The sequence below is a fragment of the Salmonella sp. 741265116_PST genome, from assembly GCF_046567715.1.
GTDB classification, from domain to species: Bacteria; Pseudomonadota; Gammaproteobacteria; order Enterobacterales; family Enterobacteriaceae; genus Salmonella; species Salmonella enterica.
Map to the genome: position 1 here is coordinate 37,283 of NZ_JBKFPH010000006.1, position 15,946 is coordinate 53,228.

General features: G+C 54.1%; 15 protein-coding genes and 1 other RNA gene. 12 read left to right on the top strand and 4 right to left on the bottom strand.

The window, feature by feature from the left end; genetic code table 11:
• The first annotated feature begins 12 nt into the window (after window positions 1-12).
• From epd to ACLD11_RS06145, 6 genes are all read left to right on the top strand, one after another.
• Window positions 13-1,059, top strand: coding sequence for an erythrose-4-phosphate dehydrogenase (gene epd / locus ACLD11_RS06120; protein ID WP_411014676.1), 1,047 nt, complete (start codon window positions 13-15; stop codon window positions 1,057-1,059).
• 21 nt (window positions 1,060-1,080) lie between these two features.
• The gene (gene pgk / locus ACLD11_RS06125; protein WP_411012083.1) at window positions 1,081-2,244 is read left to right on the top strand and encodes a phosphoglycerate kinase; all 1,164 of its coding nucleotides are present in this window, start codon (window positions 1,081-1,083) and stop codon (window positions 2,242-2,244) included.
• Window positions 2,245-2,345: 101 nt separating this feature from the next.
• Complete coding sequence (gene fbaA / locus ACLD11_RS06130) at window positions 2,346-3,425, top strand: class II fructose-bisphosphate aldolase (protein ID WP_000034386.1); 1,080 nt, start codon at window positions 2,346-2,348, stop codon at window positions 3,423-3,425.
• 228 nt (window positions 3,426-3,653) lie between these two features.
• Window positions 3,654-4,514 (top strand): small-conductance mechanosensitive channel MscS, encoded by an 861-nt coding sequence (locus tag ACLD11_RS06135; RefSeq protein WP_023239829.1) that lies wholly within the window; start codon window positions 3,654-3,656, stop codon window positions 4,512-4,514.
• 200 nt (window positions 4,515-4,714) lie between these two features.
• Complete coding sequence (gene argO / locus ACLD11_RS06140; protein WP_411014677.1) at window positions 4,715-5,350, top strand: arginine exporter ArgO; 636 nt, start codon at window positions 4,715-4,717, stop codon at window positions 5,348-5,350.
• Between the two features lie 93 nt (window positions 5,351-5,443).
• Window positions 5,444-6,190 (top strand): oxidative stress defense protein, encoded by a 747-nt coding sequence (locus tag ACLD11_RS06145; protein WP_411014678.1) that lies wholly within the window; start codon window positions 5,444-5,446, stop codon window positions 6,188-6,190.
• Window positions 6,191-6,455: 265 nt separating this feature from the next.
• On the opposite strand, the gene argP is transcribed toward ACLD11_RS06145, so the two are convergent.
• A complete protein-coding gene (gene argP, locus ACLD11_RS06150) occupies window positions 6,456-7,349 on the bottom strand; it encodes a DNA-binding transcriptional regulator ArgP (protein ID WP_000828345.1) in 894 nt (297 codons plus the stop codon).
• Window positions 7,350-7,502: 153 nt separating this feature from the next.
• Between argP and rpiA the strand changes: the two genes are divergently transcribed.
• Both rpiA and serA read left to right on the top strand, forming a co-directional pair.
• Window positions 7,503-8,162: a ribose-5-phosphate isomerase RpiA gene (gene rpiA, locus ACLD11_RS06155; protein WP_000189741.1), complete on the top strand. Its 660-nt coding sequence runs from the start codon at window positions 7,503-7,505 to the stop codon at window positions 8,160-8,162.
• Between the two features lie 266 nt (window positions 8,163-8,428).
• A complete protein-coding gene (serA, locus tag ACLD11_RS06160; RefSeq protein ID WP_411014679.1) occupies window positions 8,429-9,661 on the top strand; it encodes a phosphoglycerate dehydrogenase in 1,233 nt (410 codons plus the stop codon).
• A 375-nt stretch (window positions 9,662-10,036) separates the two neighbouring features.
• Here the strand turns inward: serA and ACLD11_RS06165 are convergent, their stop codons facing one another.
• The 3 genes from ACLD11_RS06165 to zapA form a co-directional block, all read right to left on the bottom strand.
• Window positions 10,037-10,633, bottom strand: coding sequence for a 5-formyltetrahydrofolate cyclo-ligase (locus ACLD11_RS06165; protein ID WP_031603972.1), 597 nt, complete (start codon window positions 10,631-10,633; stop codon window positions 10,037-10,039).
• 20 nt (window positions 10,634-10,653) lie between these two features.
• A non-coding RNA gene (gene ssrS / locus ACLD11_RS06170) (6S RNA) lies at window positions 10,654-10,837 on the bottom strand.
• 41 nt (window positions 10,838-10,878) lie between these two features.
• Window positions 10,879-11,208 (bottom strand): cell division protein ZapA, encoded by a 330-nt coding sequence (gene zapA / locus ACLD11_RS06175; RefSeq protein WP_001276011.1) that lies wholly within the window; start codon window positions 11,206-11,208, stop codon window positions 10,879-10,881.
• A gap of 166 nt (window positions 11,209-11,374) precedes the next feature.
• Between zapA and ACLD11_RS06180 the strand changes: the two genes are divergently transcribed.
• The 4 genes from ACLD11_RS06180 to ubiI all read left to right on the top strand — a co-directional run bounded on the left by ACLD11_RS06180 (window position 11,375) and on the right by ubiI (window position 15,798).
• Window positions 11,375-11,953 (top strand): YecA family protein, encoded by a 579-nt coding sequence (locus ACLD11_RS06180; protein ID WP_000027236.1) that lies wholly within the window; start codon window positions 11,375-11,377, stop codon window positions 11,951-11,953.
• 25 nt (window positions 11,954-11,978) lie between these two features.
• On the top strand, window positions 11,979-13,295 hold the full coding sequence (gene pepP, locus ACLD11_RS06185) for a Xaa-Pro aminopeptidase (RefSeq protein ID WP_057515039.1): 1,317 nt from the start codon (window positions 11,979-11,981) through the stop codon (window positions 13,293-13,295).
• Window positions 13,292-14,470 (top strand): 2-octaprenyl-6-methoxyphenyl hydroxylase, encoded by a 1,179-nt coding sequence (gene ubiH / locus ACLD11_RS06190; protein WP_001635505.1) that lies wholly within the window; start codon window positions 13,292-13,294, stop codon window positions 14,468-14,470. Before pepP ends, ubiH begins: the two co-directional genes overlap by 4 nt.
• Window positions 14,471-14,595: 125 nt before the next feature.
• Complete coding sequence (gene ubiI, locus ACLD11_RS06195; RefSeq protein ID WP_411014680.1) at window positions 14,596-15,798, top strand: FAD-dependent 2-octaprenylphenol hydroxylase; 1,203 nt, start codon at window positions 14,596-14,598, stop codon at window positions 15,796-15,798.
• Window positions 15,799-15,946: the final 148 nt, after the last annotated feature.

The following is a 15,946-nucleotide window of genomic DNA, read 5'->3' on the forward strand; positions in this document are numbered from 1 at the left end:
TGCAGGAGACCTATGACCGTACGCATAGCGATTAATGGCTTTGGTCGCATCGGGCGTAACGTGGTTCGTGCTTTGTATGAATCCGGACGTCGGGCGGAAATTACCGTGGTGGCCATCAACGAGCTGGCGGATGCCGCAGGCATGGCGCATTTGTTGAAATACGATACCAGCCACGGGCGTTTTGCATGGGAGGTTCGCCACGAGCGCGAGCAGCTTTTTGTCGGCGACGACGTCATTCGTATTCTGCATGAACGAACGTTAGCGGATCTGCCGTGGCGCGAACTGGGCGTGGATGTCGTGTTGGATTGTACGGGCGTATATGGCAACCGGGAGCATGGCGAGGCGCATATTGCCGCTGGCGCGAAGAAAGTGCTCTTTTCTCATCCGGGCAGCAACGATCTTGACGCCACCGTCGTTTTTGGCGTGAACCAGAGCCAACTGCGTGCGGAACATCGTATTGTCTCAAACGCGTCCTGTACCACGAATTGCATAATCCCCGTCATTAAATTGTTGGATGATGCTTACGGCATCGAGTCTGGTACCGTCACGACGATCCACTCCGCGATGAACGATCAGCAGGTGATCGACGCGTATCACTCCGATCTACGGCGCACGCGCGCGGCCAGCCAGTCGATTATCCCGGTAGATACAAAACTGGCGGCAGGCATTACGCGTATATTCCCGCAGTTTAACGATCGTTTTGAGGCGATTGCCGTGCGCGTTCCAACCATTAATGTGACGGCGATCGATTTAAGCGTAACGGTGAAAAAACCAGTAAAAGCCAGTGAAGTCAACCAGTTGCTGCAAAAAGCAGCACAAGGTGCATTTCATGGTATAGTTGACTATACGGAATCACCGTTGGTCTCGATAGATTTTAACCACGACCCGCACAGCGCCATTGTTGATGGCACGCAAACCCGGGTCAGTGGTGCCCACCTGATCAAGACGCTGGTCTGGTGCGATAATGAATGGGGCTTTGCTAACCGGATGCTCGACACCACGTTAGCGATGGCCGCAGTTGGTTTCAGACTCGACGCGTCAGCGTCGACAAAACTTTAAGCATCATTGAGAGGATTCACCATGTCTGTAATTAAGATGACCGATCTGGATCTGGCCGGGAAACGCGTTTTTATCCGTGCGGATCTGAACGTACCTGTTAAAGAAGGGAAAGTGACCAGCGACGCGCGTATCCGCGCCTCTCTGCCGACCATCGAACTGGCTCTGAAACAGGGCGCGAAAGTGATGGTAACTTCCCACCTGGGTCGTCCTACCGAAGGCGAGTACAACGAAGAATTCTCTCTGCTGCCGGTTGTTAACTACCTGAAAGACAAACTGTCTAACCCGGTTCGCCTGGTCAAAGATTACCTGGACGGCGTTGACGTGGCCGAAGGTGAGCTGGTGGTTCTGGAAAACGTTCGCTTTAACAAAGGCGAAAAGAAAGACGACGAAGCGCTGTCTAAAAAATATGCCGCCCTGTGTGACGTATTCGTGATGGACGCCTTTGGTACTGCGCACCGCGCGCAGGCTTCTACCCACGGTATCGGCAAATTTGCTGACGTCGCGTGCGCAGGCCCGCTGCTGGCCGCTGAACTGGATGCGCTGGGTAAAGCGCTGAAAGAACCGGCTCGTCCGATGGTGGCTATCGTTGGTGGTTCTAAAGTGTCTACCAAACTGACCGTTCTGGATTCCCTGTCTAAAATCGCTGACCAGCTGATTGTCGGCGGCGGTATTGCCAACACCTTCGTTGCCGCTCAGGGCCACAGCGTCGGTAAATCCCTGTACGAAGCTGACCTGGTTGACGAAGCAAAACGTCTGCTGACTACCTGCGATATCCCGGTTCCGACCGATGTTCGCGTTGCCACCGAGTTCTCCGAAACCGCACCGGCGACTCTGAAATCCGTTAACGACGTGAAAGAAGACGAGCAGATCCTGGATATCGGCGATGCTTCCGCTCAGCAGTTGGCTGACATCCTGAAAAATGCGAAAACCATTCTGTGGAACGGCCCGGTTGGCGTGTTCGAATTCCCGAACTTCCGCAAAGGTACTGAAATCGTTGCTAACGCTATCGCAGACAGCGAAGCGTTCTCTATCGCAGGCGGCGGTGACACCCTGGCGGCAATCGACCTGTTCGGCATTGCTGACAAAATTTCCTACATTTCTACTGGCGGCGGCGCATTCCTCGAATTCGTGGAAGGTAAAGTTCTGCCAGCCGTAGCGATGCTCGAAGAGCGCGCTAAGAAGTAATCGTTACGGGCAGGGATTCCTGCCCGTTGATTTATTGCCGATCTGACATTCAGGGCGGCCCGTGTTTTTTCCCAAAGCCCGACGATACAGGACAACGAAACATGTCTAAAATTTTTGATTTCGTAAAACCAGGCGTGATCACTGGTGATGACGTACAGAAAGTGTTCCAGGTAGCAAAAGAAAACAATTTTGCTCTGCCGGCAGTTAACTGCGTGGGCACTGATTCCATCAACGCTGTTCTGGAAACCGCTGCAAAAGTTAAAGCGCCGGTCATCGTTCAGTTCTCCAACGGCGGCGCTTCCTTCATCGCGGGTAAAGGCGTGAAAACTGACGTACCTCAGGGCGCGGCAATCCTGGGCGCTATCTCTGGCGCGCATCACGTTCACCAGATGGCTGAACATTATGGCGTGCCGGTTATCCTGCACACTGACCACTGCGCGAAGAAACTGCTGCCGTGGATCGACGGTCTGCTGGACGCGGGTGAAAAACACTTTGCGGCTACCGGTAAACCGCTGTTCTCTTCTCACATGATTGACCTGTCTGAAGAGTCTCTGCACGAAAACATCGAAATCTGCTCCAAATACCTGGCGCGCATGTCCAAAATTGGCATGACTCTGGAAATCGAACTGGGTTGCACCGGTGGTGAAGAAGACGGCGTGGACAACAGCCACATGGACGCTTCTGCCCTGTACACCCAGCCGGAAGACGTTGATTACGCGTACACTGAGCTGAGCAAAATCAGCCCGCGTTTCACCATTGCCGCTTCCTTCGGTAACGTACACGGCGTTTACAAGCCGGGTAACGTGGTTCTGACCCCGACCATTCTGCGTGATTCTCAGGACTATGTTTCTAAGAAACACAACCTGCCGCACAACAGCCTGAACTTCGTTTTCCATGGCGGTTCCGGTTCTACTGCTCAGGAAATCAAAGACTCCGTAAGCTACGGCGTAGTGAAAATGAACATCGATACCGATACCCAATGGGCAACCTGGGAAGGTGTTCTGAACTACTACAAAGAAAACGAAGCGTATCTGCAAGGTCAGCTGGGCAACCCGAAAGGCGAAGATCAGCCGAACAAGAAATACTATGACCCGCGCGTATGGCTGCGTGCTGGCCAGACTTCGATGATCGCTCGTCTGGAAAAAGCATTTAAAGAACTGAATGCGATTGACGTTCTGTAATATAGTCTGCTGATTGAAATGGCTTCCCTCGGGAAGCCATTTTTTTATCGTCATTCCCGGAGAGCGGCGTTAGTGCTTTCATCCGGCCAACTCACAATGTACCTGCCTTTTCTGGTTTTGAGATGATGCCGAAAAATGGCATATTCCTCTGTTTTTGTTTACCTTTAAAAAGTTCTTTTCGTGAGAATGATCTCATTTGCTTGTTTTGCTATGACCAAGGAATATTGAATGGAAGATTTGAATGTTGTCGACAGCATAAATGGTGCGGGCACCTGGCTGGTACGCAACCAGGTGTTATTGCTCAGCTATGCTGTGAATATTGTTGCGGCTATCGCTATTATCATCATCGGCTTGATTGTAGCGCGCGTGATCTCCAATACGGTAAATCGTCTAATGCGTGCGCGTCATATTGATGCGACTGTGGCCGACTTTCTTTCTGCGCTGGTGCGCTATGGGGTTATCGCTTTTACGCTGATTGCGGCGTTGGGTCGCGTGGGAGTTCAAACCGCCTCGGTTATTGCCGTACTGGGCGCCGCCGGTTTAGCCGTTGGCCTGGCATTACAGGGATCACTCTCTAACCTTGCGGCTGGGGTATTGCTGGTTATGTTCCGTCCGTTCCGCGCCGGTGAGTATGTCGATTTGGGCGGCGTTGCCGGTACGGTACTGAACGTGCAAATCTTTTCCACGACAATGCGCGCGGTAGACGGCAAAATTATTGTGATTCCGAATGGCAAAATTATCGCGGGAAATATCATCAACTATTCTCGTGAGCCGGTTCGTCGTAACGAATTCATTATTGGGGTGGCCTACGATTCGGATATCGATCAGGTAAAACAGCTGCTAACGACGATTATCGAGTCCGACGATCGTATTTTAAAAGATCGCGAAATGACGGTGCGTTTGAATGAGCTGGGCGCCTCATCGATTAATTTTGTGGTGCGTGTCTGGAGTAAAAGCAGCGACCTGCAAAATGTCTACTGGGACGTGCTGGAACGTATTAAACGTGAATTCGACGCCGCTGGTATTAGCTTCCCGTACCCGCAGATGGACGTCAATTTTAAACGCGTGAAAGATAACGCCGCGGAGTAATTTTTCTCCCGCGCTGCCTGCCGGCGCTGCGCTTATCCGCCTTCAGTATTCTCTGGTTATTGAGCGGATAAGCGTAGCCGCCATCCGTTATTCAGTCTCTTCATTAGCTTTTCTTATTAGTGATTAAAATTATCAATTTCCGCTAATAATATTCCCGCGCTATAGTCTGCCTTTAAGAAAAACAGCTCAGGGTAGTTAACGTGATATCTTATTATTTTCAAGGGTTTGCCCTTGGCGCCGCCATGATCCTTCCGCTTGGCCCGCAAAATGCGTTTGTGATGAATCAGGGAATTCGTCGCCAGTACCACCTCATGATAGCGCTGCTTTGCGCGTTAAGTGATTTAGTCCTGATTAGCGCCGGTATTTTTGGCGGTAGCGCGTTGCTGATGCAGTCGCCGTGGCTGCTGGCGCTGGTCACATGGGGCGGGGTCGCGTTCTTGTTATGGTACGGTTTTGGCGCGCTGAAAACGGCAATGAGCAGTAATCTGGAGCTGGCCAGCGCCGAGGTTATGAAGCAGGGGCGCTGGAAAATTATTGCTACGATGCTGGCGGTAACGTGGCTGAATCCGCACGTTTATCTGGATACGTTTGTCGTGTTGGGCAGTCTCGGCGGGCAACTGGCTATGGAGCCAAAGCGCTGGTTTGCTCTCGGCACGATTAGCGCGTCGTTCTTATGGTTTTTTGGGTTAGCGCTACTGGCGGCCTGGCTTGCGCCTCGACTGCGTACGGCGAAAGCTCAACGCATTATCAACATTCTGGTTGGGGTGGTGATGTGGCTTATCGCCTTCCAACTGGCGCGGGAAGGCGTCGCGCATATGCACGCGTTTTTCAACTAAGCGTTGTCTGATGGACAACAGGCCGATATCCGCTAAGCTTGCCTGCATGCGCCCTGTATATCAGGACAATGACTGCAATATGGAGGAGAGACTGTGAAGTTCAAAGTGATGGCCCTGGCGGCATTAGTGGGTTTAAGTGCAATGTCGGCGCAGGCAAGCGAATTGCCGGAAGGCCCGCACATCGTGACTTCCGGTACGGCAAGCGTCGATGCTGTGCCTGATATCGCCACCTTAGCGATTGAAGTGAACGTCGCGGCGAAGGATGCGGCGACGGCGAAGAAGCAGGCCGATGAGCGCGTGGCGCAATATCTTTCCTTCCTTGAGCAAAATCAGATTGCGAAAAAAGACATTAGCGCGGCGAATCTGCGCACGCAGCCGGATTATGATTACCAAAACGGTAAAAGCATTCTGAAAGGGTATCGTGCGGTGCGAACCGTTGAGGTGACGCTGCGTCAGTTAGATAAACTTAATTCTCTGCTGGACGGCGCGCTGAAGGCGGGTCTGAACGAGATTCGTTCGGTATCGCTGGGCGTGGCGCAACCGGACGCCTATAAAGACAAGGCCCGCAAAGCCGCCATTGATGACGCGATTCATCAGGCGCAAGCGCTGGCAGCCGGTTTTAACAGCAAATTGGGGTCGGTTTACAGCGTTCGTTACCATGTCTCTAATTATCAGCCGAGTCCGGTGGTGCGAATGATGAAAGCCGCAGATGCTGCGCCGGTATCCGCGCAGGAAACTTACGAGCAGCCGACCATTCAGTTCGACGATCAGGTCGATGTGGTATTCCAGCTTGAACCTGGAACAGGGCAGACGTCGACCACGGCCGCCAGCACGCAGTAATCTCGCCCGGCCTGGGCGCTTCCAGGCCGCGTTTTCTCCCGGTGTTCTCGTTTTTTGCTCCGTATTACGCAATGAAATGAAGATTTGCTAATACGGTGAGCGTTTTGAATCGCCTTGTCGCCAGCAAAAAATAGCCAATGGCGCGTCGTTTTTTGCCGCCTGAACGCAATGATTTTGTGATGAACTTCAAAGAAGTGACGAGGGAATAAGGGGTCATGCAGGCCGGATAAGACGTTCACGCCGCCATCCGGCATTCATAGAGAGGCTAATCCTGACGCAGCACCTTGTGCCCGTACTCCAGCAACGCGTCGGTCACTTTGCGCATCATCCGGCTTTCCGGGGCAAAGCGGTGCCAGTAAAGCATCCGGCGTTGTAACAAACCAGGCGTTAAGTTGATCAACTCGCCGCTTTCCAGCTCTTTCTCAATCTGCAGGTGAGGGATCATGCAGCAGGTCGTGCCCTGACGCGCAAGCTGTACAAACGCTTCGGATGAATTAACGATATGGCACGGCACGCTGCCGGGCGGTAGATCGAAATTCTGTTGCAAAAAGGCCTGATGCATATCATCCAGATGGTCGAACGCGACGGCGGGCGCTTTCAGCAGCGACGACCGGGTAACGCCATTGGGGAAATAGCGCTCGGCAAAAGGCTTTGACGCGACAAACAGATAGTCGAGCGCGCCCAGTTTGTCCACCAGGCAACTGGGCAGCGCCTGATGCTGAATACTCACCGCGCCCACCACCTCGCCGCGACGCAGACGTTCTTGCGTGCGCGTTTCATCTTCCACCTGTAAATTGAGACGGATAGGGGAGTCCGCCAGCACCGGTGCCAGCGCCGGAAGCAGCCAGGTCGCCAGACTGTCGGCGTTAACCGCCAGCGACAGCAGCAGCGGCGTAGAGCCGGTTTGTTCATCGCCCAGCCACTCTTCTTCCAGCAGTTCAACCTGACGCAGCAGAGCCAGTAATTTTTGCCCTTGCTCCGTGGGGCGAGGAGGAACGGTACGCACCAACAAAGGTTGTCCGAACATATTCTCAAGCTGTTTTATGCGCTGTGAGACGGCGGATTGTGTGATGCACAGCTTCTGGGCGGCGCGCTCGAATCCTCGTTCACGTATAACGGCATCCAGCGCCTGTAGTGTTCTGTAGTCCGGACGTTTCATTGTTGTGTCATGCTCCTGTTATTTTTTTCCGCACTATGACATAAATTTGCCGTCGGTACAGATGAAATCCGTAGCCTGTGTACGGACACGGAGATTTTTCCCGACAATGTTCTATAATGCGGCTGTATTTTCACACCACAGGCGAAACGATCTATGACGCAGGATGAACTGAAAAAAGCGGTAGGATGGGCGGCACTTCAGTATGTACAGCCCGGCACCATTGTGGGCGTTGGTACAGGCTCAACGGCCGCACACTTTATTGATGCGCTGGGCACAATGAAAGGCCAGATTGAAGGCGCGGTCTCCAGCTCGGACGCCTCGACTGAAAAACTCAAAGGCCTCGGTATTCATGTGTTTGATCTCAACGAAGTGGATAGTCTGGGCATCTATGTCGACGGCGCGGATGAAATCAACGGTCATATGCAGATGATCAAAGGCGGCGGCGCGGCATTAACCCGTGAGAAAATTATTGCTTCCGTGGCGGAGAAATTTATCTGTATTGCGGATGCCTCTAAACAGGTGGATATTCTTGGCAAATTCCCGTTGCCGGTCGAAGTGATTCCGATGGCGCGCAGCGCGGTCGCTCGTCAACTGGTGAAGCTGGGCGGGCGTCCGGAGTACCGTCAGAACGTGGTCACGGATAACGGCAACGTGATTCTGGATGTTTATGGGATGGAAATCCTTGATCCCATCGCGCTGGAAAACGCCATTAACGCGATTCCGGGCGTCGTGACCGTAGGGTTGTTCGCCAACCGTGGCGCCGATGTCGCACTGATCGGCACGCCGGACGGGGTGAAAACCATCGTAAAATGATCCCGCCAGGCGTATTTCCTGCCGCGTAAAAAATTCGGTCAGGGCAAATTTGGTGACATGTATCACGTTTAATCGTTTGCCCTGCCGATCCCTCCAAAGAAAAAGTTATTCCCGGTATTTTCATCTGCTATTTCCCGTTGTATGCGATTCCTTCACGACGCTGGCGTAAACGTTCATATTGCCGTGAAAATTTTTTTTGATATGTTGAAGGACGGATGCAAATCCACACACAACATCAGATGGCAAAAAAAGACAGGATCGGGGAAATGGCAAAGGTATCGCTGGAGAAAGATAAAATTAAATTTCTGCTGGTTGAAGGAGTGCATCAAAAGGCGCTGGAAAGCCTTCGTGCGGCAGGTTACACCAACATTGAATATCACAAGGGCGCGCTGGACGCTGAACAGTTGAAAGCGTCCATCCGCGATGCCCACTTCATCGGTCTGCGATCCCGTACTCATCTGACAGAAGAAGTGATTAACGTCGCAGAAAAGCTGGTGGCGATTGGCTGTTTTTGCATCGGCACCAACCAGGTGAATTTAAATGCGGCGGCAAAACGCGGTATTCCGGTCTTTAACGCGCCATTCTCGAATACCCGTTCTGTGGCGGAGCTGGTGATTGGCGAGCTGTTGCTGCTGCTGCGCGGCGTGCCGGAAGCGAACGCCAAAGCGCACCGCGGCGTATGGAATAAACTGGCGGCGGGATCGTTCGAAGCGCGCGGTAAAAAGCTTGGCATTATCGGTTACGGCCATATCGGAACGCAGTTGGGCATTCTGGCGGAATCGCTGGGGATGCATGTCTATTTCTATGATATTGAAAATAAACTGCCGCTCGGTAATGCAACTCAGGTGCAGCACCTGTCTGAATTGCTGAATATGAGCGATGTGGTCAGTCTGCACGTACCTGAAAACGCCTCCACCAAAAACATGATGGGCGCAAAAGAGATTGCCCTGATGAAGCCGGGTTCGCTGCTGATTAACGCCGCGCGCGGTACGGTGGTGGATATCCCGGCTTTGTGCGACGCGCTGGCGACGAAACATCTGGCGGGGGCGGCTATCGACGTCTTCCCGACGGAACCGGCCACTAATAGCGATCCGTTTACCTCTCCGCTGTGCGAATTCGATAACGTGATCCTGACGCCGCATATCGGCGGCTCGACGCAGGAGGCGCAAGAAAACATCGGTCTGGAAGTCGCAGGAAAACTGATTAAGTATTCGGATAACGGCTCGACGCTGTCCGCCGTGAACTTCCCGGAAGTGTCGCTGCCGCTGCACGGCGGTCGTCGCCTGATGCACATCCACGAAAACCGCCCGGGCGTATTGACCGCGCTTAACCAGATCTTTGCCGAGCAGGGCGTTAACATTGCCGCGCAGTATCTGCAAACCTCCGCCCGAATGGGGTATGTGGTGATTGATATAGAAGCCGATGGCGATGTGGCGGAGAAAGCGCTGCTGGCGATGAAGGCGATTCCGGGCACCATTCGCGCCCGTCTGCTGTACTAATTTCCTCTAAATGGGCAGGAGATGACCTGCCCATCCTTTCTTTCCCTGCCTCAACATCTCTTCGTGTAACGCATACATTCTGTTTTCGAGCCTTGCCGCAATTGGTAATTAAAGGCAGCGTTGCGTGTTGTACAGCAATAAAAGGAATTTACGATAAGGGCTCAGCATAGCGCTGAAACGGGAAAGCCCCTGGCGAAGCAGGGGCTCTAAAAAGGAAAGGGACGATGATGAGATACGTCATCATGCTGCTGATCCTGTTAATCATCGCTACGCCAGCATATTAACAGAGAGTACGCAGGAGGGAGGTTCGCCTCCCTCACCCTTCACCGAGAAATTTAGGTCAAAAAAACGACGCTGTCAATCGACAAAACACGGCTACCACTCCCAAATTTTGGACGGCGTTACCACCGCAGGCAGCGGGATATCCCACTCTTCAACCGGCAGCTTTTCTACTAACTGGCAATCATGCGCGTAGCCCACAGGTAGGATCTTATGCTGCTGCCAGTTTTGCAACGTACGGTCATAAAATCCGCCGCCCATGCCTAAACGCTGCCCGTCTTCGTCAAACGCGACTAACGGCGTTACCAGCACATCCAGCTTTGCCAGCGGCAATACGTCGCGGACATCAAGCCGTGGCTCCCGGATCTTTAAGCGGTTGGTCACCAGCGCACTCTGCGGATGATAGTGCAGGAACAGGAGGTTGCCAGGGCTGAAGGGATGAAGAACCGGAAGGTAGACGCGCTTGCCCGCTTGCCATAGCTGTTCTATCAGCGGCTGGGTGTCGAGTTCGCCATCAAAGGAGAGAAACACGGCGACAGTGTGCGCCATCACGACGGGAGGAAAGCTGAGCATTCGGGCGGCGGCCTGTTGACCAAAGCGGCGTTGCTGCTCTGGCGTTAGCGCACGGCGACGTTGCCGAATCATTCGGCGGATTTCTTGTCGTGATAAAGAGAGTTCGGGAAGTTGCGTCATGGCTGTTGCCAGTCAGAAGGGGAATCTCCGAGATGCCGCCGCAGGCTGTAACCCTTGAACCCTTGGTTCAAGGTGAATGTGTCGTCACAGTTTTAAGGCTTCTCGGACGAACCGAGCATGCTCACCAACCGCGGAGCGCCACATTCTTGTGGTATGAAATATCGGCTCAGGGGACTGGCCCGCTTGCAAACATCTCAGAGAAATTCTGTTTTCATAATCACTTTACCATAGTAAAGCGAAAAGTGTTATTCAAAGTTTTGGCCCGTTTTTTCGGTTATGCGACCTTGATCAAGCAACGCCTGTTCGATGGTCTGTTGTAGCATCCGAATACGTTGTTCCATGCTCGCCGCGTAATCGCGGGTCTTCGCTTTTTCCTGAGTTAACTCATAGCTGATATTCAATGCGGCAATGAAAACCAACTGCTCAGTATTTGTGACTCTAGTGCGAACTTTCAGATCTTGCAACCGCTGATTCAGATCGTCCGCAGCCTGATTCAACGCATCCCTTTGGTCAGGCGGGCAATTCACTCGCAGTGAACGGCCAAATATTTGGATATCGACGGGTTGTGCAGACATGCCACCTTCCTGCTGATTGACTGCGCTGCCTTCGTCTCCAGACCCAGGGTCCGCGAAGGGGCGACACTATAGCTACCCTGGTGTGAAGATACAAGCCCTTTTCTGGTTCACCAGGGTCCAAAGTGGTAGCATATCATGAATATCCTCCCTTTGATGACGAATGCTTATGTCTATACAGAACGAAATGCCTGGTTACAACGAAATGAACCGGTTTTTGAATCAACAAGGGGCCGGTCTGACCCCGGCTGAAATGCATGGTTTAATCAGCGGGATGATTTGCGGCGGCAACAACGACAGCTCATGGCAGCCGCTGCTTCACGACCTGACGAACGAAGGTCTGGCCTTCGGGCATGAGCTTGCTCAGGCGCTGCGCAAAATGCACGCGGCGACCAGCGACGCGCTGGAAGACGACGGCTTTCTTTTTCAGCTTTATCTGCCTGAAGGCGACGATGTCAGCGTATTCGATCGCGCAGATGCATTAGCCGGGTGGGTTAACCACTTTTTGCTTGGCCTCGGCGTAACGCAGCCTAAACTTGATAAAGTCACCGGCGAAACGGGTGAAGCGATTGACGACCTGCGTAATATTGCGCAGCTTGGTTATGATGAGAGCGAAGATCAGGAAGAGCTGGAGATGTCGCTCGAAGAGATCATCGAATATGTCCGTGTTGCGGCGCTGTTATGTCATGACACTTTCACGCGCCAACAGCCGACCGCGCCGGAAGTGCGTAAACCGACGCTACACTAAGAAAAAACGAAATGGAGGCCATGTCATGACTCAGCAGGAATACCAACGCCGTCGCCAGGCATTACTGGCGCAAATGCAGCCCGGCAGCGCCGCGCTGATCTTTGCCGCGCCGGAGGCGACGCGCAGCGCAGACAGTGAATATCCGTATCGCCAGAGTAGCGACTTCTGGTATTTCACCGGTTTTAACGAACCGGAAGCCGTGCTGGTACTGATTAAGAGTGATGACACCCACAACCACAGCGTTTTGTTCAACCGCGTTCGCGACCTGACGGCGGAAATCTGGTTTGGTCGCCGTTTAGGACAGGATGCCGCGCCGGAAAAACTGGGCGTTGACCGGGCGCTGGCGTTTAGCGAAATCAACCAGCAACTCTTTCAGTTGCTTAATGGTCTGGATGTGGTGTACCACGCGCAGGGCGAATATGCGTATGCCGACGAGATTGTTCTGGCTGCGCTGGAGAAGCTGCGTAAAGGCTCCCGCCAGAATCTGACTGCGCCGGCCACCATGACTGACTGGCGACCGATCGTCCATGAGATGCGCCTGTTCAAATCGCCGGAAGAGATTGCTGTCCTGCGCCGCGCCGGGGAAATTAGCGCGCTGGCGCATATCCGCGCGATGGAAAAATGCCGTCCGGGGATGTTTGAGTATCAGCTGGAGGGGGAAATTCACCACGAATTTAATCGCCACGGCGCGCGCTATCCCTCCTATAACACCATTGTCGGCAGCGGCGAAAATGGCTGTATCCTGCATTACACTGAAAACGAAAGTGAAATGCGCGACGGCGATTTAGTGCTTATCGACGCGGGCTGTGAATATAAAGGTTACGCGGGCGACATCACGCGTACTTTCCCGGTGAACGGGAAATTCACGCCAGCCCAGCGTGAAATTTATGACATCGTTCTGGAATCGCTGGAGACCAGCCTGCGACTGTTCCGTCCTGGCACCTCTATTCAGGAGGTGACCGGCGAAGTAGTGCGCATCATGATAACCGGGCTGGTGAAGCTGGGGATTTTGCAAGGAGAGGTTGATCAACTGATTGCCGAAAATGCGCATCGTCCTTTCTTTATGCATGGCTTGAGCCACTGGCTGGGGCTGGATGTTCATGATGTCGGCGTTTATGGGCCGGATCGCTCCCGCATCCTGGAGCCGGGCATGGTGCTGACCGTAGAGCCAGGCCTCTATATCGCGCCGGATGCCGACGTGCCGGAAGCGTATCGCGGCATTGGCGTTCGAATTGAAGATGACATTGTCATTACCGAAACCGGTAATGACAACCTGACCGCTGGCGTTGTGAAGAAGGCGGATGACATTGAGGCATTAATGGCGGCGGCGCGGCAGCAATGAGCGTCATTATCGTTGGCGGCGGCATGGCAGGCGCGACGCTGGCGCTGGCCATCTCTCAGTTCAGTCATGGGACGTTGCCGGTACACCTGATTGAAGCGAAAGCGCCTGAAGCCGACGGTCATCCCGGCTTTGACGCCAGAGCGATTGCGCTGGCGGCGGGCACTTGCCAGCAACTGGCGCGAATTGGCGTTTGGCAGGCGATTTCCGATTGCGCAACGGCAATCAACACCGTACACGTCAGCGATCGCGGTCATGCCGGATTTGTGACTCTCGACGCGCAGGATTACAGCCTGGCAGCGTTGGGTCACGTTGCGGAGCTGCATGATATCGGGCTGCGTCTGTTTGCGCTCTTGCGTAAAGCGCCGGGCGTTACGCTGCACTGCCCGGAGCGCGTAGCCAGCGTGTCGCGTACCCAGCAGCAGGTTAACGTCACTCTGGAAAACGGCAATGTGATAGCTGGCAGCGTTCTGGTGGCGGCTAACGGTACCCACTCCGCGCTGGCGTCAGCCTGCGGCGTTGACTGGCGTCAGGAGCCTTACGAACAGTTAGCGGTGATAGCGAATGTCGCGACCGCTATCCCGCATCAGGGACGCGCCTTTGAACGTTTTACCCCCAATGGCCCGCTGGCGATGTTGCCGATGTCGCATGGCCGATGTTCGCTGGTTTGGTGTCACCCGCTCGACCAGCGCGATGAGGTGCTGAGCTGGTCCGACGCGCAGTTTTGTCATGCGTTGCAGGCCGCGTTCGGCTGGCGGCTGGGGCGAATTACTCAGGCGGGGAAGCGCAGCGCGTATCCGCTTGCCCTGACTACGGCGGCAAAAGTGTTTACTCACCGGACTGTCGTGGTCGGCAATGCGGCGCAGACGTTGCATCCTATCGCCGGACAAGGGTTTAATCTCGGTCTGCGCGATGTCATGAGCCTGGCGGAAACGCTGGTCGCGGCACAGGACGCGGGCGAGGATATTGGTGCCTGGCACGTGTTATCGCGCTATCAGCAGCGTCGTCAGGTTGACCGGGATACGACGATTGGCGTAACGAACGGTCTGGTCCATCTGTTTGCAAATCGTTGGGCGCCGCTGGTTATTGGGCGCAATATCGGTTTAATGGCGATGGAATTATTACCACCTGCGCGCGATGCGCTGGCACAGCGGACCTTAGGTTGGGTTGCGCGTTAAGCCGATCTGTAGGCCGGATAAGGCGTTTACGCCGCCATCCGGCATCGTGTTCGTAAAAATACCGGATGGCAGCTTCGCCTTATCCGGCCTACGGTTTTGATTGTTCCGGTTTCCAGGAGTAAATAGTGCAAAGTGTTGATGTAGCAATAGTTGGCGGAGGCATGGTGGGACTGGCTGTCGCCTGCGGCTTGCAGGGGAGCGGCTTGCGCGTTGCGGTACTGGATCACGTTGTCCCCCAGCCGTTGGCGAACGATGCGCCGCCTCAGCTTCGGGTGTCGGCGATTAATGCCGCCAGCGAAAAACTGCTTACCCGTCTTGGCGTATGGTCAAACATTGTGGCGCGACGGGCAAGTTGCTACCACGGTATGGAAGTCTGGGATAAAGACAGCTTTGGCCGTATTACGTTTGATGACGCAAGCATGGGATATAGCCATCTGGGGCATATTGTTGAAAACAGCGTCATTCACTATGCACTGTGGCAAAAAGCGCAGCAAGGGGCGGATATCACCTTAATGGCGCCAGCGGAGTTACAGCAGGTCGCCTGGGGAGAGAACGACGCCTTCCTGACGTTAAAAGACGGCGCGATGTTAACCGCGCGTCTGGTGATTGCCGCGGATGGCGCCAACTCCTGGCTGCGTAACAAAGCGGATATTCCCTTAACTTTCTGGGACTACCGTCACCATGCGCTGGTAGCGACTATCCGCACCGAAGAGCCGCACGGCGCGGTTGCTCGCCAGGTGTTTCATGGTGAAGGTATTCTGGCGTTTTTGCCGTTAAGCGATCCGCATCTGTGTTCCATTGTCTGGTCGCTTTCTCCGCAGGATGCGGAGCGTATGCAACAGAGCGGCGACGAGGCGTTTAACCAGGCGTTGACTATCGCCTTCGATAATCGGCTGGGCTTATGCCGCCTGGAAAGCGAACGGCAGGTTTTTCCGCTGACGGGCCGCTATGCTCGCCAGTTTGCTGCGCATCGTCTGGCGTTGGTCGGCGATGCCGCGCACACCATCCACCCGCTGGCAGGGCAAGGCGTCAACCTCGGCTTTATGGACGCGGCCGAACTGGTGGACGATCTGCGCCGGCTTCAGCGCCAGGGCAAAGACATTGGTCAACATCTTTATCTTCGTCGTTATGAGCGTAGCCGTAAACATAGCGCGGCGATGATGCTTGCCGGGATGCAAGGTTTTCGTGACCTGTTTGCCGGCGAAAACCCGGCAAAAAAATTGCTGCGCGACATCGGGCTGAAACTGGCGGATACGCTCCCCGGCGTCAAACCCCAACTGCTTCGCCAGGCAATGGGGCTAAACGACCTTCCGCAATGGCTTCGTTAAGCGTCTGACTGCACGCCAGCAAGAGTTTGAAACCCGTCACACTTTGCTTTCCCGGCTATCGCGCCGGGGGGCTTTCCTCGTTTGAAATAATCTAATTTCACCGCTTATTTCGCATTATATTTTCTAATGCTACTATTTTTGGCGAACG

Coding starts and splice junctions, on each gene's coding strand:
- fbaA (WP_000034386.1), top strand. CDS start 2,346: ATGTCTAAAATTTTTGATTTCGTAAAACCAGGCGTGATCACTGGTGAT.
- rpiA (WP_000189741.1), top strand. CDS start 7,503: ATGACGCAGGATGAACTGAAAAAAGCGGTAGGATGGGCGGCACTTCAG.
- ACLD11_RS06165 (WP_031603972.1), bottom strand. CDS start 10,633: ATGACGCAACTTCCCGAACTCTCTTTATCACGACAAGAAATCCGCCGA.
- serA (WP_411014679.1), top strand. CDS start 8,429: ATGGCAAAGGTATCGCTGGAGAAAGATAAAATTAAATTTCTGCTGGTT.
- ubiH (WP_001635505.1), top strand. CDS start 13,292: ATGAGCGTCATTATCGTTGGCGGCGGCATGGCAGGCGCGACGCTGGCG.
- ACLD11_RS06180 (WP_000027236.1), top strand. CDS start 11,375: ATGTCTATACAGAACGAAATGCCTGGTTACAACGAAATGAACCGGTTT.
- pgk (WP_411012083.1), top strand. CDS start 1,081: ATGTCTGTAATTAAGATGACCGATCTGGATCTGGCCGGGAAACGCGTT.
- zapA (WP_001276011.1), bottom strand. CDS start 11,208: ATGTCTGCACAACCCGTCGATATCCAAATATTTGGCCGTTCACTGCGA.
- ACLD11_RS06135 (WP_023239829.1), top strand. CDS start 3,654: ATGGAAGATTTGAATGTTGTCGACAGCATAAATGGTGCGGGCACCTGG.
- epd (WP_411014676.1), top strand. CDS start 13: ATGACCGTACGCATAGCGATTAATGGCTTTGGTCGCATCGGGCGTAAC.
- pepP (WP_057515039.1), top strand. CDS start 11,979: ATGACTCAGCAGGAATACCAACGCCGTCGCCAGGCATTACTGGCGCAA.
- argP (WP_000828345.1), bottom strand. CDS start 7,349: ATGAAACGTCCGGACTACAGAACACTACAGGCGCTGGATGCCGTTATA.